Here is a 21,403-nt window from a genome sequence, read left to right as displayed (position 1 = left end):
TCCGGTGGTGCCCGGACGCGGCCCGGACCGTCCCGATCGAGGGTGAGCGCATGAACGAGGAGCAGCCGGTCGTCGTCGTCATGCCACCCGATCCGTCGGACGGCGGGCGAACGGTCCGGATCGACGGCACCCCCGTCGGCCGCGGCTTCCGGTTCGAGGACCTGATCGAGTTTCTCCGGCGGGCCGGCTGGTTGGAGGAGTCGGGCTGGCCCCCGATCGAATGGCGCGGCGGCGGCCCCGAGGTGTGGGCGACCGAACCCCCCGCGTGACGACCGGCCGGCGCGTCGTCCGCACCACCGCTCGGCCGCGGGCGGGAGGACCGCCCGGCGTCCCGTGTTAGACGGTGCCCCGGTCCTCGGGTATGAGCGCGAACGCCTCGATCTCGACGAGGAGTTCCGGCCGCGCGAGGGCGGCCACCTGTACCGCCGAGCTGGCCGGCAGCGGGAGTGGGCCGAAGGCGGCGTCACGGGCCTCGCGGATGGCGGGCAGGTGCGTCATGTCCGTGACGAAGTAGGTCAGCTTCACGACGTCCCCGAAGTCCGCCCCCGCCGAGGCCAGGCAGTGGCCGAGGTTCTCGAAGACCCGGTGGGCCTGGGCCGCCGGGTCGCCGGCGCCGACGACGGCGCCCGAGGCGTCCAGGGCGATCTGGCCGGACACGGCCACGAAGCGGCCGGTGCCCCACACGACATGGCTGTACTGCGGGCTCGGGGCAAGGCCCTCCGGGGCGGACACATGGGTCAGGTGCGTGCTCATGGCTGACATCCTGACCCATGCCACTGACAGTCCGGCCGGCCCCCCGCTCCCCTGTGGACACGCACGGCCGGGCCCGGCCCCGGGGCGGGACCGGGCGGGGCCCTTCAGCGCGCGTGGCCGAGAAGGCCGTGCAGCGTGGCACCGGCCGACGGGGCCGCGCCCCGCACCGAGGCGGTCCTCGCCGGCTTGGGCGACTCGCCGGTCGTGGCCGGCTTCCGCCCGGCCTCGGGCTTGGCCTTGGGCTCGGGCTTCGGCTCCGGCGTCGTCTCGCAGACCGCGTCCGCCTCCGCGCCCGCCTCCCCGCGCGGCACCTCACCGGTGGCGAGGTAGGCGGCGAGGTGCTCGTCCATGCAGTCGTTGCCGGCCAGCGTGACCCCGTGGTTGCCGCCGCCCTGCTCGACGACCAGGCTGGAGCCGCGCACCATCCGGTGCAGCGCGACCCCGCCCTCGTACGGCGTGGCGGCGTCGTCCGTGGCCTGGAGGATCAGCACCGGCGGCACCCGGTCGTTGGTGACGTCCGGCGGCGTCAGCGAGCCGACCGGCCAGAAGGCACAGGGCGCGTTGTACCAGGCGTTGTTCCAGGTGGAGAACGGGGCCTTGGCGTGCACGTCCCAGTTGTCCTTGCGCCACACGTTCCAGTCGCGCGGCCAGGCGGCGTCCCGGCACTGGACGCTCGTGTAGACCGAGTAGCCGTTCTCGCCGGCGCTGTCCGCGGCGCCGTGGGCCTCGTACGCCTTCAGCAGCGGTGCGCTGTCGCGGTCGTTGACGTACGCGGCGAAGGCCGCCGCGAGCCGGGGCCAGTAGCCGTTGTAGTAACCGCCCGGCAGGAAGGTGTCCTCCAGCTCGCCCGGGCCGACCTTGCCGCCCGCCGGAGCGGCCCGCAGCTCCTCCCGCATCCGGTACCAGGCGGCCTCGACGACCGCGGGGTCGGTGCCGAGACGGTAGTCGGCGTCGTGGCGGGCCACCCAGGCCGTGAAGTCCTTGTGGCGGGTGTCGAAGGCGTAGTCCTGGGCGATGTTGTCCTCGTACCAGACGCCGTGCGGGTTGACGACGGAGTCCAGGGCGAAGCGGCGCACCCGGTCGGGGAAGAGCCGCGCGTACACGGCGCCGAGGTAGGTGCCGTAGGAGTAGCCGAGGTAGTTCACCTTCGGCGCGCCGAGCGCGGCGCGGACGGCGTCCAGGTCGCGGGCGGTGGAGACGGTGTCGATGTACGGCAGGACGTCGGCGTACTTCTCGCCGCAGGCCTTGGCGAAGGCCCTGGCACGCTCGACGCCCGCCCGCTCGCCCTCGGCGCCACTCGGCACAGAATCGGGGCGAACCGGGTCGAAGTGACCGGGGCGGCAGTTCAGCGCCGGTTCGCTCTTGCCGACGCCGCGCGGGTCGAAGCCGATCACGTCGTACTGCGCGGCGACCTCCGCGGGCAGCGCGGCCGCCACGTAACCGGCCATCCCGCGTCCGCTGCCGCCGGGGCCGCCGGGGTTCACCAGGAGCGGGCCTTGGTGCTTCTTCGCCGTGTGCGGGACCCGGGTCAGGGCCAGGGTGAGGGTCCGTCCGGTGGGGTCGTCGTGGTTCAGCGGCACCTTCAGCGTCGAGCACTGGAGCTTCGGGTACGCCTTGGTGCCGCAGTCCTTCCAGTCGAGCGGGCTGACGGGGCGGGCGGCCGGTTCCGGCCCGGCGGCGGGGGAGGCCTCCGCGGACGCGGGCAGGACGGTGACCGTCCCGGCGACCAGCGCCCCAGCGGCGATCAGCATTCCTGCGCGTGGGTTCATAGGGCGTGCGTGCCCCGCGCGCGGTGCGAAAGGACCTTTTCCGGCGAGAGTTGACCCGTTCGGAGGATGTGACGGGGCGTCACGGGACCGGCCGGGCCGGGCGGCGCCGGTCGCGCCGGCGGTGGACGGCTCGGAGCGGCTCAGAGCAGGGTGAGCTGCTCGGCCTCCGGCACGCGCGCGTGGTGGTCGGGTACGGGAGTCGCGCGGTGCGCGCCGCGCCCGCCGGGCCCGATGCCGAACTCGGCGGCCAGCTCGTGCACCTGGCGGGTGATCCGGCGCTGGTACCAGGTGGGGGCGTAGGCGCCGGCCGCGTACATCCGCTCGTAACGCCCGACGAGGTCCGGGTGGTGGCGGCGCAGCCAGGTGAAGAACCACTCCCGGGCGCCGGGCCGCAGGTGCAGCACGAGCGGGGTGACCGAGGTCGCGCCGGCCTCGGCGACGGCGCGGACCGTGGCGCGCAGCTGCTCGGGCCGGTCGCCGAGGAAGGGGACCACCGGGGCCATCAGGACCCCGCAGCCGATGCCGTGGCCGGCGAGCGTCCGTACGACGTCCAGGCGCCGCTCCGGGGACGGCGTGCCGGGCTCGACGGTGCGCCACAGTTCCTGGTCGGTGAAGCCGACGGAGACGGAGACGCCGACCTCGGTGACCTCGGCGGCCTGCCGCAGCAGTTCCAGGTCGCGCAGGATCAGGGTGCCCTTGGTGAGGATCGAGAACGGATTGGCGTGGTCCCGCAGGGCCTGGAGGATGCCCGGCATCAGTCGGTAGCGCCCCTCCGCCCGCTGGTAGCAGTCGACATTGGTGCCCATGGCGATGTGGGCGCCCTGCCAGCGGCGCGAGGCGAGCTGCCCGCGCAGCAGCTCCGGCGCGTTCACCTTGACGACGATCTGCGAGTCGAAGCCGATCCCGGTGTCGAGATCGAGATAGCTGTGGGTCTTGCGGGCGAAGCAGTACACGCACGCGTGCGTGCAGCCGCGGTACGGGTTGACCGTCCATTCGAACGGCATGCGGGAGGCGCCCGGCACCCGGTTCACGATCGAGCGGGCCCGGACCTCGTGGAAGGTGATTCCGCGGAACTCGGGCGTGTCGAAGGTGCGCGTGGTGACCGCGTCCCTGCCGAACAGCGCGATGTCGGCGGGGACGGCGGGAGTGTCGGCCAGATGGTCCCAGCGCATGGTCGCCTCCTCGATGACGGGTGGTCCCAGATTAGAACACATGTTCCCTTGATCGCCGCAACCCGGATTTTGGGCCCCGGCGCCCAGGTGGTTGGCTTGGGGCACATCCCCGAGACACCAAGCTGGAGGAAGTGCAATGGCGCAGGTCGAGGCCACGACGGAGCGGATCATCGCCGCCGACGCGGAGACGGTGTTCGACACCCTCGCCGACTACAGCGGCACGCGCGGAAAGCTGCTCCCCGAGCACTTCAGCGAGTACGAGGTCCGGGAGGGCGGCGACGGCGAGGGCACGCTGGTCCACTGGAAGCTCCAGGCCACCAGCAAGCGCGTCCGCGACTGCCTCCTGGAGGTCACCGAGCCCACCGACGGACAGCTCGTCGAGAAGGACCGCAACTCCTCCATGGTCACCACCTGGACCGTCACCCCGGCCGGCGAGGGCAGGTCCAAGGCCGTCGTCACCACCGTCTGGAACGGAGCCGGAGGCATCGGCGGCTTCTTCGAGCGCACCTTCGCCCCCAAGGGCCTCGCCCGCATCTACGACGCGGTGCTCGCCAACCTCGCCGCCGAGGTCGAGAAGTAGTCCGCTCGCCCGACGAGCGACCACCGGAAGTAGCCTCGGGAAACCGGAACCCGGAAGTAACGCCCGGACCCGTCACCGATTCGAGTGGTTTCCCCGCGACCCCCGCAAGAGCGCCCGGCGCACCCAGGGGTCGCGGGCCCTTCTGTATACGCCCTGGTGAGCGCCCCAAGTGCGCCGCCCCCCAGGGGCGTTCGCCCTCCCTCGCCCCACGTTCCCTCCGTACCGCCCGACTTGCTCCCGCTTCGCGCCCAATGCGAAGAATGGCGCGCGCAGACGCCGGAAGCAGACGCCGGGACGAGGGGAGCAGCACGTGGGTGCGATCACGGCCGTGAAGGCCGCCGAGGCCGTCCGGGACGGCGAGGCCGCCGCCGAGGACGGCGAGGGCCGGGCGGCACTCCCCGCCCCGGACCGGACCGGCGGCACCCTGTCCCCCGCCCCACCGGACCACGGCCTCGACCCGCGCCGCGTCCGGCTCGTCTTCTGCGGGCTCATGCTCGCGCTGCTCCTCGCCGCGCTGGAGCAAATGATCGTCGCCACCGCCCTCCCGAAGATCGTCGGCGAACTCCAGGGCCTGGACCGCATGTCCTGGGCGATCACCGCCTACCTGCTGACCGCCACCATCGGCCTGCCGGTCTACGGAAAGCTCGGCGACCTCCTCGGCCGCAAGAACGTCTTCCTCTTCGCGATCGTCGTCTTCGTCATCGGCTCCGGCCTGGCCGGCTGGTCACGCACCATGGACCAGCTCATCGCCTTCCGCGCCCTCCAGGGCGCCGGCGCCGGCGGACTCATGATCGGCGTCCAGGCGATCATCGCCGACATCGTCCCCTCCCGGGAACGCGGCCGCTACATGGGGCTGATCGGCGCCGCCTTCGGACTCGCCTCCGTCGCGGGACCACTGCTCGGCGGCTTCTTCACCGACCACGTCTCCTGGCGCTGGTGCTTCTACTTCAACGTGCCCTTCGGCCTCGTCACCCTCGTCGTCGTCGCCGTCGTCCTCGAACTCCCCAAGCCCGCCGCCCGCGCCCGCTTCGACGTGCTCGGCGCCGTGCTGCTCGCCGCCGCCTCCACCTGCCTGGTGCTGCTCACCAGCTGGGGCGGCACCGAACACGCGTGGGGCTCCCGGGTCATCCTCGGGCTCGCCTGCGGCGCCGCCGCCGCGACCGTGCTCTTCCTCGTCGTCGAGCGCTTCGCCCCCGAACCCCTCATCCCGCTGCGCCTGTTCGGCGACTCCGTCTTCACCGTCACCAGCCTCGTCGGCGCGGTCGTCGGCATCGCCCTCTTCGGCGCGGCCAGCTACCTGCCCACCTTCCTGCAGATGGTCGAGGGCGCCACCGCCACCGAATCCGGCCTGCTGATGCTGCCGCTCATGGGCGGCATCGTCGTTGCGTCGATCGTCTCCGGCCACCTCATCACCCGCACCGGCCACTACAAGGTCTACCCGGTCCTCGGCGGCGCCGTCTCCACCTTCGGCATGTGGCTGCTCTCCCGGACGGACGCCGACACCCCGCGCCTGACGCACAGCCTCTGGCAGGCCGTGCTCGGCGTCGGCATCGGCCTCGTCATGCCGGTCCTGGTGCTCGCCGTCCAGAACTCCGTACGCCCGGCCGACCTCGGCACCGCCACCAGCGCCCACAACTACTTCCGCCAGATCGGCGGCAGTGTCGGCGCCGCCGTGTTCGGCACCCTCTTCGCCGCCCGCCTCGACGACGCCCTGGCCGAACGGCTGCCCCGGGACGGCGCCGCCGCGCCGGTGCCGGCCGACTCGATCACCCCGCAGACGGTCCACGCGCTCCCGCCCGCCCTGCGCGACGCGTACGTCCACGCCTACGCGGACGCGATGCCCCGGATCTTCCTCTATCTCGTGCCGGTCCTCGCGCTCGGCCTGGTCCTCGCCTTCCTTCTCAAGGAGAAACCGCTGGTGTCCCACCACACTCCCGCCACCGCGGCACCCGCCCCCGAGGCCGCGGCGAGCGCCGTTCCGCACGCGCGGCCCGCGGCCGTCCCCACCGCTGCCCCGCCGCCCGCCGGTGTGCCCGTCTGCGGCTCCGTCCGGCACCACGACGGAAGTTGCGTGCCCCGCGCCGCCCTCACCCTCATCGACGTCCAGGGCCGGCAGATCGGCCGTGGCGCGAGCGGCGACGACGGCCGGTACGCGCTGAGCGTGCCCGGCTCCGGCGCGTACGTCCTGATCGCCGCCGCCGGCGGCCACCAGCCGCAGGCCGTCTCCGTCACCGTGGGGGAGCGGCCGGTCGAACTGGACGTCGTCCTGGGCGGCGCGGGCCGCCTGGCCGGAACCGTCCACACCGCCGACGGCACCCCCGTCCGCGACGCGGCCGTCACCCTCACCGACGTCCGTGGCGAGGTCGTCGCCTCCACCCGCAGCGGGCGCGAGGGGGGTTACGTGATCGGCGAGCTGGTCGCCGGTGAGTACACCCTGGCCGCCAGCGCCCCCGCCTTCCGCCCGGCCGCCCTCCCGGTCAGCGTGCAGTCCTCCCGCGAGACCCGCCAGGACATCGAGCTCGCGGGCGGAGCGGTCCTGCGCGGAACGGTACGGGCGAGCGGCGGGCGACCCGTCGAGGACGCCCGCGTCACGCTGCTCGACGCGGCGGGCAACGTCGTCGACACCCTCACCACGGGGCCCGACGGCACGTTCCGCTTCGTGGACCTCTCCTCCGGCGAGTACACGGTCATCGCCTCCGGCTACCCCCCGGTCGCCACGGTCCTCCACCTCGCGGGCGGCGGCCGCACGGAGCGCGACCTGCACCTGGGCCACGAGGACTGAGGCGGGGCGGCGGGGCGGGCGGACGGGGTCGCCGCGGGCTGGCTCGCCCCATGCCGCTGCCGCCTCGCGGCCGGGCTCGCCCGGCTTCCGGGCTTCCGTCCAGCCGTCGCCCGCCGTCGCCCTCCGGCCGTCGCGCGGCCCCAGCGCGACCCCGGGCTTCCGTTCAGCCGTCGCCCGGCCTCGGTCCGGTCGCCGTCGCCCTCCGGCCGTCGCGCGGCCCTGCCCGGCCTCGGGCTTCCGTCCAGCCGTCGCCCGGCCTGGGTCCGGTCGCCCTCCGGCCCCAGCACGGCGCCAGCCCGGCCTCGTCCGGTGGCCGTCCGGCCGTCGTGCGACGCCGGCACCGGCCGCACCGCCGTCGCCTCAGGACGTGGTGGTCGCCTTGCGCAGGGCGTCGATGCAGGCGCCGATCGCCTCCTGCAGCGCCTCCAGGCGCTGGAGCATGTCCTCCTCGACGACGTCCTCCTCCAGGACCTCGTCGAGCGTCAGCTCCTCGAAGACCTTCGTCGCCTTCTGCAGACTGTTGTAGAACTTCGTCCGGCGTTCCTGGACCCGCAGCGCCGGGTCCGCGTCGACCGTCCGGGCGACCATCGACCGCACCGTGTCGTACGCCTCGCCGGCCCACTCGCCGGCCTCCTCCGAGTCGTCGAGCTCGTCGATGAGCGACAGGTGCCGCTCGGCCTCCGCGCGCAGCTCGGGCGGGGCCTCGACGGTCTGGCCCGCGGGCGTGCGGATCCGGCCGCCCTCGGCGATCTGCCGTACGTACTCGATCCGGTCGGCGGCCTTCGCCTCCTGCGCGACCGCCTTCTTCAGCTCACCGGTACGCGCGATGGCCCGCGCCATCTCGGTCTGCAGCGCCGGGTCCTCCTTCATCCGGTCCAGCAGGGCGCCACGCGCCGCCTCGGCCGTCTGGGGATCGGCGAGGATCGCGGCCCGCAGCGCGGTCGGGTTCTCGGCGACCTCCAGCGCCTTGGTCGGCTTGATGCCCTCCGCCTCGGCCGCCGCTGTGATCGCGTGGCCGCGCACGGACGTGGCGCTGGAGCGGGAGGAGTAGTACGAGAGCCAGACGTCGGCCTCGGGGAGCTCGACGTCCTCGCCGGGCGCCAGGGCCTCGAACTGCGGCACCAGGCCGTCGTCCGCGGCCATGTCCCACGCCTTGTAGTAGCGCATGACCCGCTCGGGCGAGCAGCCGGCCAGCTCCGCGAAAACCTTCGCCGACACCTTCTCCGAGCCCTCCGCCGGCTGACCGCCCGGCCGGACGCTCCGCGCCACCTTCAGCGCGAACGCCCAGCCGCCCGTCCTCGCGTACACCCCGAAGTCGCGGGCGTCGCGGACCACGGCCTCCGCGACGGCCTCGGCGGCGGGTTCGATCCAGGTGTCGGTCTCGACCGGAGCGAGCGGGGTGGTCACCGAGAGTCTCCTCAGGGAGTGAGCGGGGCGGGAATGTGCGCCGGTAAGCCTATACGCGACCGATGAAAGGATTCGCCCGAATCCCCGGGCCGCGATACGCGGCCGAACCACCGTCACCGGTCCATGCCTTCGACACTTATCCACAGGGGTGGTGGGGCCCCTGGCCCGGCGCGTACGGTGCCAGACATGAAGATCCTGATCAGCGCCGACATGGAAGGCGCCACCGGTGTGACCTGGCCCGCCGACGTGCTGCCCGGCACCCCGCAGTGGGAGCGGTGCCGGTCCATGTTCACCTCCGACGTGAACGCGGCGGTGCTCGGCTTCTTCGACGGCGGCGCCGACGAGGTCCTGATCAACGAGGCGCACTGGACCATGCGCAATCTCCTCCTGGAGCGGCTCGACGAGCGGGCCGAGATGATCACCGGGCGTCACAAGTCGCTGTCCATGGTGGAGGGGGTCCAGCACGGCGACGTCGACGGCATCGCCTTCGTGGGCTACCACACCGGAGCGGGCGCCGAGGGAGTCCTCGCCCACACCTATCTCGCCAACTCCATCACCGGCGTCTGGCTCAACGGAGTGCGCGCGAGCGAGGGACTGCTCAACGCGCACGTGGTAGCCGAGTTCGGCGTGCCGGTCGTCCTCGTCACCGGTGACGACCTGACCTGCGAGGACGCCCTCGGCTACGCACCGGAGGCGCGCAAGGTCGCCGTCAAGGACCACGTCTCGCGCTACGCCGCCGTGTGCCGCACGCCCGCCCGCACGGCAGCCGAGATCCGGGCGGCGGCCAAGGAAGCGGCCTCGCTCGCCGTGCGGCACGAGCCGGTCAGCGGCGGGCCGTTCACGGTGGAGCTGGAGTTCGACGCCGAGCACCTGGCCGCCGCCGCGACGGTGGTCCCGGGCACGGGACGGAGTGGCGAGAGACGCGTCGCCTACACCAGCGAGACGATGTACGAGGCAATTCGCACGTTCAAGGCGGTCACCACGATCGCGTCCGCCGCTGTGGAGGAGCAGTATGGCTGAGGAGGACCGGGGTCCTGACGGTGCGGCACTCGACGAGGTCGTCACCTTCACCTCCGAACTGATCAGGATCGACACCACCAACCGCGGCGGCGGCGACTGCCGCGAGCGGCCCGCCGCCGAGTACGTGGCGGAGCGCCTCGCCGGTGCCGGTCTCGAGCCCACGCTCCTGGAGCGCACCCCCGGCCGCACCAACGTCGTCGCCCGGATCCCCGGCACCGACCCCACGGCCGACGCGCTGCTCGTCCACGGTCACCTCGACGTCGTCCCGGCGGAGGCCGCCGACTGGACCGTGCACCCCTTCTCGGGCGAGGTCCGCGACGGGGTCGTGTGGGGACGGGGCGCCGTCGACATGAAGAACATGGACGCGATGGTGCTCGCCGTCGTCCGCTCCTGGGCCCGCCAGGGCGTCCGGCCGCGCCGCGACGTCGTCATCGCCTACACCGCCGACGAGGAGGCGAGCGCCGAGGACGGCTCCGGCTTCCTCGCCGACCGGCACGCCGCCCTCTTCGAGGGCTGCACGGAGGGCATCAGCGAGTCCGGCGCGTTCAGCTTCCACCCCGACCCCGGCACCACGATCTACCCGATCGCGGCCGGCGAGCGCGGCACCGCCTGGCTCAAGCTCACCGCGCACGGCAGGGCCGGCCACGGCTCCAAGGTCAACACGGCCAACGCCGTCACGCGCCTCGCCGCGGCCGTCGCCCGCATCGGCGACCACCAGTGGCCGGTCCGGCTCACCCCGACCGTGCGGGCGGCGCTCAGGGAACTGGCCGCGCTCTACGGGATCGAGGCCCACGTCGACGCCCCCGACTTCGACACCGACGCCCTCCTGGAGAAGCTGGGCCCGGCCGCCGCCCTGGTCCAGCCCACCGTCCGCAACAGCGCCAACCCGACGATGCTGGACGCCGGTTACAAGGTCAACGTGATCCCGGGGCACGCCGTCGCCTACGTCGACGGCCGGATGCTGCCCGGCGGCGAGGAGGAGTTCGCCGAGACGATGGACCGGCTCACCGGTCCCGACGTGGAGTGGGAGTTCCACCACCGCGAGGTGCCCCTGGAGGCGCCCGTCGACTCGCCGACCTTCGCCAAGCTGCGCGCCGCGGTCGAGCGCTTCGACCCGGACGGGCACGTCATCCCCTTCTCCATGTCCGGCGGCACCGACGCCAAGCAGTTCTCCCGCCTCGGCATCACCGGCTACGGCTTCTCCCCGCTGAAGCTGCCCCCCGAGCTCGACTACGGGGCGCTGTTCCACGGCGTCGACGAACGGGTCCCGGTCGACGCCCTCCACTTCGGCGTCCGCGTCCTCGACCACTACCTGCGGACCGCCTGACCCGCCACCCGGTCCGTACGACCACCCGGCCCGCACCGGCACGAACCGCACCAGCACCATCCGCTCAAGGGGGGACCCGATGACACCCACGGCCGCCTACGGCAGCTGGCCGTCACCGATCGGCGCCGCGCTCACCGCCGCACACGACGGGCGACCCGAATACCTCGGCGTCGTCGGCGACGAGGTGTGGTGGACCGCCCCGCGCCCCGCCGAGGGCGGCCGGCGCGCCCTGGTGCGCCTCCGCCCCGACGGTACGGAGGAATCCGTGCTGCCCTCGCCGTGGAACGTGCGCAGCCGGGTCATCGAGTACGGCGGCCGGCCCTGGGCCGGCACGGTGCGGGCGGACGGCTCGACGTTCCTCGTCTTCTGCCACCTCCCCGACCAGCGGCTCTACGCCTACGAGCCCGACGCCCCCGACGGCGCGGGGCCCCGGCCGCTCACCCCCGTCTCCACCACCGGCGACGGACTGCGCTGGGCCGACCCGGTGCTCCGCCCCGAGCGGGGCGAGGTCTGGTGCGTCCTGGAGGAGTCCACCGGACCGGCGCCCAGCGACGTGCGCCGGGTGATCGCGGCCGTGCCCCTGGACGGCTCCGCCGCCGAGGACCGCTCCCGGGTGCGCGAACTCTCCGACGGACGCCACCGCTTCGTCACCGGCCCCCGGCTCTCGCCCGACGGACGGCGCGCCGCCTGGATCGCCTGGGACCACCCCCGCATGCCCTGGGACGGCACCGAGGTCCTGCTCGCCGACGTCACCGAGGACGGCCGTCTCGCCGGCCCCCGCACCGTCGCCGGCGGCCCCGAGGAGTCGGTGCCGCAGGTCGGCTGGACCCCCGACGGCCGACTGCTCCACCTCAGCGACCGCACCGGCTGGTGGAACCTCTACCGCGGCGCCGAGGACGGCGAGCCGGTCGCGCTCTGTCCGCGCCCCGAGGAGTTCGGCGGAGCGCTCTGGCGGATCGGCCTCACCTGGTTCCAGCCGCTCGACAACGGACTGGTCGCCGTCGTCCACGGCAAGGGCGCCACCGCCCTCGGGATACTCGACCCCGAGACCGGCGAGCTGGTCGACGCCGCCGGCCCGTGGACCGAGTGGGCCGCCACCCTCGCCGTCCACGGCACCCGCGTCGTCGGTGTCGCCGCCAGCCCCCGCAGTGCCTACGAGGTCGTGGAGCTGGACACCCGCACCGGCCGCACCCGGGTCATCGGCTCCCCGCACCGGGACCCGGTCGACCCCGCGTACTACCCCGAACCCCAGATCCGCACCTTCACCGGGCCCGACGACCGTGAGATCCACGCCCACGTCTACCCGCCGCACAACCCCGACCGCGCCGCTCCCGGCGGACACCTCCCGCCCTACGTGATCTGGGCGCACGGCGGCCCCACCGGGCACGCCCCGCTCGTGCTCGACCTGGAGATCGCCTACTTCACCTCCCGGGGCATCGGCGTCGCCGAGGTCAACTACGGCGGCTCCACGGGCTACGGCCGCGACTACCGCGAGCGGCTGCGCGAACAGTGGGGCGTCGTCGACGTCGAGGACTGCGCCGCCGTCGCCCGTGCCCTCGCCGACGAGGGCACGGCCGACCCGGCCCGCCTCGCCATCCGCGGCGGCAGCGCCGGCGGCTGGACCGCAGCCGCCTCCCTCGTCCACACCGACCTCTACGCCTGCGGCACGATCATCTACCCCATCCTGGACCCGGCCGCCTGGGCCGACGGCGAGACCCACGACTTCGAGTCGCAGTACCCGCGCTCGCTGATCGGCCCGCTCGACGAGGTGCCCGCCCGCTACCGGGAACGCTCCCCGCTGGAGCACGTCGACCGGATCTCCGCGCCCTTCCTGCTGCTCCAGGGCCTCGACGACGTGATCTGCCCGCCCGCCCAGGCCGAGAGGTTCCTCGCCAAGACGGCCGGCCGGGGCGTCCCGCACGCCTACCTCGCCTTCGAGGGGGAGGGGCACGGCTTCCGCAGGGCCGACACGGTGAAGCGCGCCCTCGAAGCGGAACTCGCCCTGTACGTCAGGACCTTCGGACTCGACCGGTTCGACGTGCCCGCCCTGGAGATGAGGAAATGACCACGCTGCCCGTGCGGCCCCGCAGGCTGCGCCCCGGTGACCGGGTGGCCGTCGTCGCGCCCAGCGGCCCCGTCCCCGAGGAGCGGCTGCGGGCCGGACTCGACATCCTGCGCGCCTGGGGCCTCGACCCGGTCGTGGCGCCCCACGTCCTCGACGCCCACCCCGCCCTCGGTCACCTGGCCGGCAGGGACGAGGACCGCGCCCGCGACCTGACCGAGGCGTGGTGCGACCCGGACGTCGCGGCGGTGTTCTGCGCCCGCGGCGGCTACGGCGCCCAGCGCATGGTCGACCTGCTCGACTGGACGGCGATACGGGCCGCGGGACCCAAGGTGCTCGTCGGATACAGCGACATCACCGCCCTCCACGAGGCGTTCGCCGTCCGCCTCGGCCTCGCCACCCTGCACGGCCCGATGATCGCCGCCGGAGCCTTCCTCAAGGACGCCCGCACCCAGGAGTCCCTGCGCGCCACCCTCTTCGAGCCGGAGTCGGTACAGACCCTCGCCCCGGAGACGGCCCGGACGCTGGTCCCGGGCCGGGCGCGCGGCACCACCCTCGGCGGCTGCGTCAGCCTCCTGGCCGCCGACCTCGGCACCCCGCACGCCCGGCCCTCCGCCCGGGGCGGGCTGCTGCTCCTGGAGGACGTGGGGGAGGAGCCGTACCGCCTCGACCGGATCCTCACCCAACTGCTGCGCTCCGGCTGGCTGGACGGCGTCGCCGGGATCGGCCTCGGCTCCTGGGAGGAGTGCGGCCCGTACGAGGAGGTCCGCGCCGTCCTCGCCGACCGGCTCGGCGGGCTCGGCGTGCCGGTCGTGGAGGAGATGGGCTTCGGGCACCACGAGAGCGCGCCGACCGTGCCGTTCGGGACACCGGCGGTCCTGGACGCGGAGGCGGGGACGCTCACCCTCGACGTACCGGCCCTGAGCTGAGGCCCGCCCGACCGCTCCCACTCCGCCGCGCCACGCAGGCCCCGCCGCCTCCGCCGCGCCACGCCGGCCCCGTTCCCTTCACTGAATCTCCGTCAACAACCTTCGTCCTGCGCGTTGACGACCCTCTGGCGCGCGTCACACCATGGGCCCGGCACGTACCTACCGGTAGGTACGTCGATCGCGCGTCCTCGGTGTGGAGGTTCCCGTGTCCCCAGCCCTGCCCGCCCTGCCCGGATCCCGCAAGCTCCTCGCGCTCACGGCCGGGGCCGTGCTGGCCGCGCCGCTCGCCTTCACCGCGCCTGCCGCCCGGGCCGCCGACACCGCCACGGACGGCGCCACCAGCACGTACACCGTCACCCCGCTGCGCTTCACCGTCCAGGCGGGCGGCCGTACCTGCGCCGTCGACGCCGACCTCTACCGCCCCGACGGCGTCGACGCCGCGCACCCCGCGCCCGCCGTCCTCGCCACCAACGGCTTCGGCGGCAGCAAGAACGACGGCTCCACCGACGCCATCGGCAAGGCCGTCGCCGCCCGCGGCTACGTCGGACTCGTCTACTCCGGCCTCGGCTTCGGCAGGAGCGGATGCCTCATCTCCCTCGACGACCCGCGCATCGACGGCCAGGCCGCCGCCCGGCTCCTCGACTTCCTCGCCGGCACCCGCGCCGCCGACGACGGCACCCGCGTCGACTTCGTCACCAAGGACGGCGCGGACGACCCCCGGGCCGGCATGATCGGCGGCTCCTACGGAGGCGCGATCCAGCTCGCCACCGCCGCCACCGACCCCCGCCTCGACGCCCTCGTCCCGCTCATCACCTGGAACGACCTCGCCTACTCCCTCGCCCCCAACAGCGCCGACCGGGACACCCCCGGCGTCTTCAAATGGCAGTGGGCCAACGGTTTCTACCTCATGGGCGAGGGCCAGCCCCTGCTCGTGCCCTCCCTCGACCCCAGCCGCGTCAACTCCCTCGCCTGCCTCCACTTCGTCACCGACGCCTGCGACACCGTCCGCCTGCTCAACTCCGGCAGCTACCCGCAGGCCGACACGGACAAGATGCTCGCCTTCGCCCGCAGCGTCTCCCCGGTCTCCTACCTCGACCGCGTCAAGGCCCCCACCCTCCTCGTCCAGGGCCAGGCCGACAGCCTGTTCAACCTCAACGAGGCACAGGACACCTACGACAAGCTCCAGCGCCAAGGCGTCGAGACCAAGATGATCTGGCAGTCCTGGGGCCACAGCGGCGGGCAGAAGCCCGGCGAACTCGACCTCGGCTCGGGCGACCTGGAGAGCAGCTACGTCGGGCGGCGCGTCCTCGCCTGGTTCCAGCGTCACCTGCGCGGCGACCGCACGGTCGACACCGGCGCCGAGTTCGCCTACCACCGCGACTGGCAGAGCGGCTACGGCACCGCCCCGACCGTGCCCGCCCTCAGTCAGAGGCTCTACCTCTCCGGCGACGGCAAACTCGTGGACAACCGCGCCAAGGTCGCCCGGGGCTCCCGCTCGTACGCCAACTGGCTGGTACCCACCAGCCACTCCGAGTCCTCGTTGGCCGGCCTGATCGGACTGCCCGACCCCGCGCCGTACGACGTCGCCGGCACCCACCTCGGCTGGACCTCCGCCCCGCTCACCGCCCCCGCCGACCTCGTCGGCGCGCCCCGCGCCACCCTGAAGGTGGTCTCCCCGCGCACCGAACGCGTCCAGCACTCCGGCGACGCCGCCGACAAGCTGGTCCTCTTCGCCAAGCTGTACGACGTGGCTCCCGACGGCACGAAGACCCTCGTCAACCGGCTCGTCGCGCCCGTCCGCGTACCGGACGTCACCCGCCCCTTCACCGTCGAACTCCCCGGCATCGTCCACCGCTACGAAACCGGCCACCGCCTGGAGTTCGTGATCGCGGCCAGTGACACCGCCTACTCCGGGAACCGGGGCATCAAACCGGTGACCGTCGTCAGCGCCCCCGAGGACACCGGGACACTGGAACTGCCCCTCGTCCGGGGACGGGTCGGCTAAGCCGTTTATTGTGGATCACTCCAGGGATCGGGACGATGGTGGCCATGGTCTCTGATGAAACACCTACCAGTCCCGCGAATCGCGGCCCGAGCGACCTCATCGCGTGCCCCTGCTGCTTCCAGCGAACGTTGGAGGAACGGGCAAACTTCGAGATCTGTCCAGAGTGCGGCTGGGAGGACGACGGGCAGGACGACGTGGACGCTCACATCGTCCGGGGCGGTCCCAACGGCCGGCTGAGCCTGGCGCAGGCCCGGTTGGACTACCTGGAGGAAGCGGCCGAGGGAATCGATGAGTCCATGACGCGCGGTGGTGAAGGGCTGTGGTTGTCGGAAGCACGGCGCCAGGTTCCGGACGTGGCTGATTAGGACAGGGTTCAGCAGCCCAAGTTTTCGTTGTCAGGTCATGCCGTTGACCGATGTGCAATGGGCACGGATCGAACCGCTACTTCCGGACCGGACGCCGAAACGGGGTGGCCGGTGGAGGGACCATCGCCAAGTGATCGACGCGATCGCCTACAAGTTCCAGACCGGCATCCAGTGGGTCCATCTGCCAGAGGGGTACGGCAACTGGCGAGGCGTCTACAACCGGCTACGGATGTGGGCCGTCGACGGCACGTGGGAGCGGGTCTTCACCGCGCTCATCGCGCAGGCCGACGCCGAAGAAGACCTCCACTGGGCCGTCTCGGTCGATCCACCATCGTGCGCGCTCACCAGCACGCGGTCGGGGCCCGCAAAAAGGGGCCCCGGCCGGCGAGCCGAACGACCACGCCATCGGCCGGTCCCGCGGCGGGCTGACCACGAAGATCCATCTCGCCGCCGACACACATTGCCGGCCCCTCGCCTTTGTCCTCACAGCCGGACAGGCTGGTGACGCACCCGCCTTCGAGCATGTCATGGCGCGCTTGCGTGTTCCCCGCCGACGCGGCCGACCCCGCACCAGGCCGGACGTAGTCCTGGCCGACAACGCGTACTTGTCACGCGCCATCCGCGAACACTTGCGCAAGCGCGGTGTCCGCGCAGTGATCCCGATCCCGGCCGATCAACGTGGCCACCGGCTTCGTCGCGGAAGCCGCGGCGGCAGGCCACCGGCATTCGACCGCGAGGCATACAAGCAGCGCAACACAGTCGAACGCTGCATCAACCGCCTGAAACAGTGGCGCGGAATTGCCACCCGCTACGAGAAGACAGCAACGATCTACCTGGCCGGACTCCACATCGCGGGCATCTTCCTCTGGTCAGCCCGATGATCCAAACGAAAGGGCCTGGCGGCGGGCCGCCGCACCCGGTGCGAGCCGGGTGCGGCCGGCGGCAGCGCCGTTCCTAGCCGGCGACGAGGGGCGCGAGGGCCGCGTAACCCGGGCGGACCAGCTCGTCGATCAGGCGGCGGCGCTCCGGCAGCGGCAGGAAGGCGGCCTCCAGGGCGGCGACCGTGAACTCCTCGAAGACCTCCGGGCCGTAGCCGAAGGCGTCCACCATGTGCTGGAACTCCTCGCTCATGGTGGTGCCGGAGACCAGCCGGTTGTCCGTGTTGAGGGTGATCCGGAAGCCCAGGCGGCGCAGCTCGTCGATGGGGTGCGAGGCGTAGTCCTTCGCCGCGCCCGTCTGCAGGTTGGACGTCGGGCAGACCTCCAGCGCGATGCGGTTGTCCCGCACGTACGCGGCGAGCCGGCCCAGCGTGCCGTCCTCGGCGATGTCGTCGGTGATCCGCACGCCGTGCCCGATCCGCTCGGTGCCGCAGACCTGCACGGCCTCGTGGATCGACTCGGCGCCGACGGCCTCGCCCGCGTGGATCGTGAAGTGGCAGTTCTCGCGCTTCAGGTGCTGGAAGGCGGCCAAGTGGCGGGCCGGCGGGTTGCCGATCTCGCCGCCGGCGATGTCGAAGCCCGCCACGCCGTTGTCGCGGTGGGCCACCGTCAGCCGCGCGATCTCCAGCGAGCGGTCGGTGTGCCGCATGCCGGTGAGCAGCGTACGGACGGTGATCCGGCCGCCGGTGCGGCGCTCGCCCTCGCGGAAGCCCTCGTTCACGGCCTCGACGACCTCGTCGAGGGTGAGTCCGCCCTCCAGGTGCTGCTCGGGGGCGTAGCGGATCTCGGCGTAGACGACCCCGTCGGCGGCCAGGTCCTCGGCGCACTCGGCCGCGATCCGCGTGAGCGCCTCGCGGGTCTGCATCACCGCACAGGTGTGGGCGAAGGTCTCCAGATACCGCTCCAGCGAACCGGAGTCGGCGGCCTCCCGGAACCACACGGCCAGCTCGGCCGGGTCCTCGGTGGGCAGCCCGGTGTACCCGCAGGCCCGCGCGAGCTCCACGATCGTGGCGGGCCGCAGCCCGCCGTCCAGGTGGTCGTGGAGGACGGCCTTGGGGGCCCGCCGGATCCAGTCGGCGACGGCGGGGGAGGAGGCGGCAGCAGCAGGGGCGGCAGGGTTGTCAGACAAGTGCATGGCGGGGAAGTGTACGCCACTCGGGCGCGGAGGTGGTGTGACGGTGGCGACAGGGGGCCGCGGGTACGCGGGGGCCGGGTCGGGCGCCGGGTGGGCCGGGGGGTGCGGGGGGTGCGGGGGCGAGGCCGCGGATCTAGGCGGCTCGGGGGCGGGGCGGAGTGGGTCGGAGTGGGAGTTCGAAGGGCCGACCCGGAGCGGATCGGGGGACTCGGTGGCCCGGTGGTCGGTCCGGTGACCGATCCGGCCGGCCCGGGGCCGCGGCGGCCGGCGCCTCAGTTCGTCTGCAGGACCGGCAGGGCGGGCGCACCCGTCGGCAGCATGTGCTTCGCGGCGAGCACGGGGGTCCCGTCGACCCGTACCACCTGGGTGACCAGCACCGCGGGCGTGTCCGCCGACCGGCCCAGCTGCTCACCCCTGCGGCGCCCGAGCAAGGTCGCCGTCACGGCACTGTGCGCGGCCAGCGGCACGCCCCGCGAGGCCCCCGTGAGCACCGCCAGCATCGAGGTGCGCTCCGGTGCCGTCTCGGTGCGCAGCGCCTCGGCGAAGGCCGGGTGGGCCCGGTCCAGGACCCCGTCGTCGGCGGCCCACTCGTGGCTCAGGGCGGCGGGCCCCGCCTCCCCGGCCAGCACGGACTCCCAGAACCGCAGCTCGGCCCCGGCCGGGGCCAGCAGATGCTGGGTGGTGAAGTCGGTGGGCTCCTCGACGGACCGCAGCAGACCCCGCACCCGCAGGGGTGCGCCGGCCCCGAGCAGCTCCTCCAGGGCCTGCACGTGTTCGAAGCCGCGCCGCGGCGGGTGCGCGTTCACCGTGCGGCCCACCCCTCGGCGCACGGTCAGCAGCCCGTCCTCCTGGAGCAACAGCAGCGCCTCGCGCAGCGCGGGGCGGCTCACGCCCAGTTCGCCCGCGAGCTTCGGTTCCGACGGCAGCGTGGATCCCGGCGGGTAGGTGCCGTCGTGAATGGCGTCCGCGATCCGTTCGTAGAGCGCCACGACGGGTCGGCGCTGCTGTCCGCCGGCTGCCAAGGATCCTCCTCGTGCTGGTGCCCGGGTACGGTGCCGGGACCCACCGTATCGGCCCGGTGTTGTCTGACAAGTCACTCGTACGGTCCGTCCATCGCCCCCTGATGTCGCGCGCCGGACCATCCTGGGGGGACGCACGACGCAGGGAGGCGGGCCGGTCATGAGTCCCAGGGAAACATCGAGCCGCTACGGGGCCGCCGGGAGGCGCGGGTGAGGCGGGCGGCGGTCGTCGGCGCCGCTGCCGCCCTCGCGCTGTGGGCCGTGGCCGTCAGCTCGACGCCCGCCGACGCCGACACCGGCACCAGCACCGACCCGAGGCCGGACACGGACACACCCGCGGGCATGGACACGCTCACGGGCACGGATGCGGACGTGGATGCGGACGTGGAGGCGGACGTGGATGCGGACGCGGTGGCGGACGAGGACGGCGGCCCGGGCGCCCGGAGCGGGGCCCGGGGGATGCCCGTCCTCCTCGGCGCCAGCCTGTGGCGCGTCTTCACCGCGCTGGCCCCGCGCACCCGCCTCGACGTCCACGACGTGAGCGGCGACGACCGCCGTGTCCTCTGGCCCCCGAACTGGCGCGTCTGCACCCAGCACCCCGCCGCGGGCGCCGAGCGCGGCCCGCGGGGCCGGGTCGTGGTCGGTGTGGTGAAGAAGGGCGAGACCTGCCCCGCACGGGTGACATCGGCCCGCCGCTGATCACGGGCGACGGGCACCCGAGCCGGCACACCCGGGCGGGCACCCGAGCCGGCGCACCGGGCGGAACACCCGAGCCGGCACACCAGGGCGGGCGCACCAGGGCGGGCGCACCCGGGCGGGCCGCACCAGGGCGGGAGCACCCGGGCGGGAACCCGAGCCGGCGCGCCGGGCGGCCCCACCCGGGCGGGCCGCACCAGGGCGGGAGCACCCGGGCGGCCCCACCCGGGCCGGCGCCGAGTCAGCCCACCGCTGTGCTCTCAGGCCGCCCCACCGCTGACCTCAGGGCGGCCGACGGCCGGGTCGGCGTCCACCAGGGCCTCCGGTCCACCCCGCCCTCCGGTCCGCTCAGCGGTCCGGTCACCCGGCCTTCCGGTTCGCTCGACGGTCCCGCCCACCCGGCCTTCCGGTCCGCCCGCCCTCGCCCCGCTAGCCTGATCCCATGTCCGACGATCTTGGTCCGTACCTCGCCGCGGGGCCGCGGGTCGGCCTGCGGCCGTTCCGTCTTGACGACGGCGAGGAGTTCACCGCCCGGGCCCGCGAGAGCCGCGCGCTGCACGAGCCCTGGCTCTTCCCGCCGCGGACGTCCGAGGCGTACGCCGCCTACGCCCGGCAGCTCCTGGACGACCCGGCGAGGGCCGGGTTCCTCGTCTGCGAGCGCGACAGCGGCGGGATCGCCGGGTTCGTGAACATCAACAACATCGTCCGGGGCGCCTTCCTCTCGGGCGCGCTCGGCTACGGCGCCTTCGCGCACGCCGCCGGGCGCGGGCTGCTCTCGGAGGGCCTCGGGCTCGTCCTCGCGTACGCCTTCGGGCCGCTCGGACTGCACCGCCTGGAGGCCAACATCCAGCCCCTCAACACCGCTTCCCGCGCCCTGGTCCGCCGGGCCGGCTTCCGCCTCGAAGGGTTCTCGCCCGCGATGCTGTTCATCGACGGGGCGTGGCGGGACCACGAGCGCTGGGCGACGACCGCCGATCAGCGGCCGGACGCCCGGCCGGGCCCCTCGCGCGCGTAGTCGGGGACCGGCCCGTCGTCACCGCTTGTAGTTGATCTTCATGGTGTCCATGTCGGTGACCGTGGACTTCAGTCCGCCGAAGCCGTGGCCGAGCTCCTTCAGCGCCGTCTCCACCCGGTCCTCCGCGATCGCCGCCGCCATGTCCTCGCCGTCCGCCGCGTCGGAGACGACGACCAGGCGGTACGAGAAGTGCTTCAGCGTCCGGTCGTAGGCGAGCGAGCCCTCCTCCGTGAACTGCATCGCCGACAGGCCGTGCGCGTCCACCTCCGCGAGCAACCGGCTTCGGCTCTCCTGTGACAGTCCGTCGAACGTGCCCCGGACGATCACCCGGTAGGTGTGCTGCTCGCTCATCGCTTCCCGTGCCTTTCCCGGTACCGGCCCCCGCCGTACCCGGCACCCCACCCTACGGCGGCTGGTGCGGACCGCAAC

The 21,403-nt window shown here is 73.6% G+C and carries 18 protein-coding genes and 1 pseudogene; 12 read left to right on the top strand and 7 right to left on the bottom strand.

Annotation, left to right across the window (positions count from 1 at the left end; genetic code table 11):
• The first annotated feature begins 50 nt into the window (after positions 1-50).
• Entirely contained in the window at positions 51-269 is a 219-nt protein-coding gene (locus ABD954_RS04900; protein ID WP_345484512.1) for a hypothetical protein, read from the top strand.
• A gap of 67 nt (positions 270-336) precedes the next feature.
• On the opposite strand, the gene ABD954_RS04895 is transcribed toward ABD954_RS04900, so the two are convergent.
• The 3 genes from ABD954_RS04895 to ABD954_RS04885 all read right to left on the bottom strand — a co-directional run bounded on the left by ABD954_RS04895 (position 337) and on the right by ABD954_RS04885 (position 3,694).
• Entirely contained in the window at positions 337-753 is a 417-nt protein-coding gene (locus tag ABD954_RS04895) for a RidA family protein (RefSeq protein WP_345484511.1), read from the bottom strand.
• 104 nt (positions 754-857) lie between these two features.
• The gene (locus tag ABD954_RS04890; protein ID WP_345484510.1) at positions 858-2,522 is read right to left on the bottom strand and encodes an alpha/beta hydrolase; all 1,665 of its coding nucleotides are present in this window, start codon (positions 2,520-2,522) and stop codon (positions 858-860) included.
• Positions 2,523-2,662: 140 nt separating this feature from the next.
• Positions 2,663-3,694 carry an Rv2578c family radical SAM protein gene (locus tag ABD954_RS04885; protein ID WP_345484509.1) on the bottom strand — a complete coding sequence of 344 codons (1,032 nt, stop codon included), beginning with the start codon at positions 3,692-3,694 and terminating at the stop codon, positions 2,663-2,665.
• Between the two features lie 136 nt (positions 3,695-3,830).
• Between ABD954_RS04885 and ABD954_RS04880 the strand changes: the two genes are divergently transcribed.
• Complete coding sequence (locus ABD954_RS04880) at positions 3,831-4,274, top strand: SRPBCC family protein (protein WP_345484508.1); 444 nt, start codon at positions 3,831-3,833, stop codon at positions 4,272-4,274.
• A gap of 424 nt (positions 4,275-4,698) precedes the next feature.
• The gene (locus ABD954_RS04875) at positions 4,699-7,056 is read left to right on the top strand and encodes an MFS transporter (RefSeq protein ID WP_345491971.1); all 2,358 of its coding nucleotides are present in this window, start codon (positions 4,699-4,701) and stop codon (positions 7,054-7,056) included.
• Positions 7,057-7,416: 360 nt separating this feature from the next.
• Here the strand turns inward: ABD954_RS04875 and ABD954_RS04870 are convergent, their stop codons facing one another.
• Positions 7,417-8,463, bottom strand: a complete 1,047-nt coding sequence (locus ABD954_RS04870; RefSeq protein ID WP_345484507.1) for a hypothetical protein — start codon at positions 8,461-8,463, stop codon at positions 7,417-7,419.
• A gap of 186 nt (positions 8,464-8,649) precedes the next feature.
• Between ABD954_RS04870 and ABD954_RS04865 the strand changes: the two genes are divergently transcribed.
• From ABD954_RS04865 to ABD954_RS04835, 7 genes and pseudogenes are all read left to right on the top strand, one after another.
• Positions 8,650-9,483, top strand: a complete 834-nt coding sequence (locus ABD954_RS04865; RefSeq protein WP_345484506.1) for a M55 family metallopeptidase — start codon at positions 8,650-8,652, stop codon at positions 9,481-9,483.
• Complete coding sequence (locus ABD954_RS04860; protein ID WP_345484505.1) at positions 9,476-10,810, top strand: M20/M25/M40 family metallo-hydrolase; 1,335 nt, start codon at positions 9,476-9,478, stop codon at positions 10,808-10,810. Before ABD954_RS04865 ends, ABD954_RS04860 begins: the two co-directional genes overlap by 8 nt.
• Before the next feature lie 79 nt (positions 10,811-10,889).
• On the top strand, positions 10,890-12,875 hold the full coding sequence (locus ABD954_RS04855) for a prolyl oligopeptidase family serine peptidase (RefSeq protein ID WP_345484504.1): 1,986 nt from the start codon (positions 10,890-10,892) through the stop codon (positions 12,873-12,875).
• Complete coding sequence (locus ABD954_RS04850; RefSeq protein ID WP_345484503.1) at positions 12,872-13,801, top strand: S66 peptidase family protein; 930 nt, start codon at positions 12,872-12,874, stop codon at positions 13,799-13,801. The genes ABD954_RS04855 and ABD954_RS04850 overlap by 4 nt, the downstream gene beginning before the upstream one ends.
• 193 nt (positions 13,802-13,994) lie before the next feature.
• Complete coding sequence (locus tag ABD954_RS04845; protein WP_382746122.1) at positions 13,995-15,806, top strand: CocE/NonD family hydrolase; 1,812 nt, start codon at positions 13,995-13,997, stop codon at positions 15,804-15,806.
• Between the two features lie 35 nt (positions 15,807-15,841).
• Positions 15,842-16,171, top strand: a complete 330-nt coding sequence (locus ABD954_RS04840; protein WP_345484501.1) for a CPCC family cysteine-rich protein — start codon at positions 15,842-15,844, stop codon at positions 16,169-16,171.
• 37 nt (positions 16,172-16,208) lie between these two features.
• Positions 16,209-17,052 (top strand): annotated as a pseudogene (locus ABD954_RS04835) (IS5 family transposase).
• Positions 17,053-17,125: 73 nt separating this feature from the next.
• On the opposite strand, the gene ABD954_RS04830 reads toward ABD954_RS04835, so the two are convergent.
• Entirely contained in the window at positions 17,126-18,244 is a 1,119-nt protein-coding gene (locus ABD954_RS04830; protein ID WP_345484500.1) for an adenosine deaminase, read from the bottom strand.
• Positions 18,245-18,516: 272 nt separating this feature from the next.
• Positions 18,517-19,266: a GntR family transcriptional regulator gene (locus ABD954_RS04825; RefSeq protein WP_345484499.1), complete on the bottom strand. Its 750-nt coding sequence runs from the start codon at positions 19,264-19,266 to the stop codon at positions 18,517-18,519.
• Between the two features lie 207 nt (positions 19,267-19,473).
• Here ABD954_RS04825 and ABD954_RS04820 point away from each other — a divergent pair, with 207 nt between their 5' ends.
• A complete protein-coding gene (locus ABD954_RS04820) occupies positions 19,474-19,962 on the top strand; it encodes a hypothetical protein (protein ID WP_345484498.1) in 489 nt (162 codons plus the stop codon).
• 439 nt (positions 19,963-20,401) lie between these two features.
• On the top strand, positions 20,402-20,974 hold the full coding sequence (locus ABD954_RS04815; RefSeq protein WP_345484497.1) for a GNAT family N-acetyltransferase: 573 nt from the start codon (positions 20,402-20,404) through the stop codon (positions 20,972-20,974).
• An 18-nt stretch (positions 20,975-20,992) separates the two neighbouring features.
• Here the strand turns inward: ABD954_RS04815 and ABD954_RS04810 are convergent, their stop codons facing one another.
• Positions 20,993-21,325: a DUF6204 family protein gene (locus ABD954_RS04810; RefSeq protein WP_345484496.1), complete on the bottom strand. Its 333-nt coding sequence runs from the start codon at positions 21,323-21,325 to the stop codon at positions 20,993-20,995.
• Positions 21,326-21,403 lie beyond the last annotated feature (78 nt).

Origin of the sequence: Streptomyces roseoviridis (assembly GCF_039535235.1) — a bacterium.
In the GTDB taxonomy this organism is placed as follows: Bacteria; Actinomycetota; Actinomycetes; order Streptomycetales; family Streptomycetaceae; genus Streptomyces; species Streptomyces roseoviridis.
Note: the sequence above shows the minus strand (reverse complement) of the source record. Positions and strands in the feature narration are given on the sequence as shown.

What these genes read in the sequence shown, in the direction of transcription:
- ABD954_RS04830 (WP_345484500.1), bottom strand. Translation starts at nt 18,244, where the DNA reads ATGCACTTGTCTGACAACCCTGCCGCCCCTGCTGCTGCCGCCTCCTCC.
- ABD954_RS04865 (WP_345484506.1), top strand. Translation starts at nt 8,650, where the DNA reads ATGAAGATCCTGATCAGCGCCGACATGGAAGGCGCCACCGGTGTGACC.
- ABD954_RS04895 (WP_345484511.1), bottom strand. Translation starts at nt 753, where the DNA reads ATGAGCACGCACCTGACCCATGTGTCCGCCCCGGAGGGCCTTGCCCCG.
- ABD954_RS04890 (WP_345484510.1), bottom strand. Translation starts at nt 2,522, where the DNA reads ATGAACCCACGCGCAGGAATGCTGATCGCCGCTGGGGCGCTGGTCGCC.
- ABD954_RS04815 (WP_345484497.1), top strand. Translation starts at nt 20,402, where the DNA reads ATGTCCGACGATCTTGGTCCGTACCTCGCCGCGGGGCCGCGGGTCGGC.
- ABD954_RS04860 (WP_345484505.1), top strand. Translation starts at nt 9,476, where the DNA reads ATGGCTGAGGAGGACCGGGGTCCTGACGGTGCGGCACTCGACGAGGTC.
- ABD954_RS04840 (WP_345484501.1), top strand. Translation starts at nt 15,842, where the DNA reads ATGGTGGCCATGGTCTCTGATGAAACACCTACCAGTCCCGCGAATCGC.
- ABD954_RS04900 (WP_345484512.1), top strand. Translation starts at nt 51, where the DNA reads ATGAACGAGGAGCAGCCGGTCGTCGTCGTCATGCCACCCGATCCGTCG.
- ABD954_RS04810 (WP_345484496.1), bottom strand. Translation starts at nt 21,325, where the DNA reads ATGAGCGAGCAGCACACCTACCGGGTGATCGTCCGGGGCACGTTCGAC.
- ABD954_RS04885 (WP_345484509.1), bottom strand. Translation starts at nt 3,694, where the DNA reads ATGCGCTGGGACCATCTGGCCGACACTCCCGCCGTCCCCGCCGACATC.
- ABD954_RS04850 (WP_345484503.1), top strand. Translation starts at nt 12,872, where the DNA reads ATGACCACGCTGCCCGTGCGGCCCCGCAGGCTGCGCCCCGGTGACCGG.
- ABD954_RS04880 (WP_345484508.1), top strand. Translation starts at nt 3,831, where the DNA reads ATGGCGCAGGTCGAGGCCACGACGGAGCGGATCATCGCCGCCGACGCG.
- ABD954_RS04855 (WP_345484504.1), top strand. Translation starts at nt 10,890, where the DNA reads ATGACACCCACGGCCGCCTACGGCAGCTGGCCGTCACCGATCGGCGCC.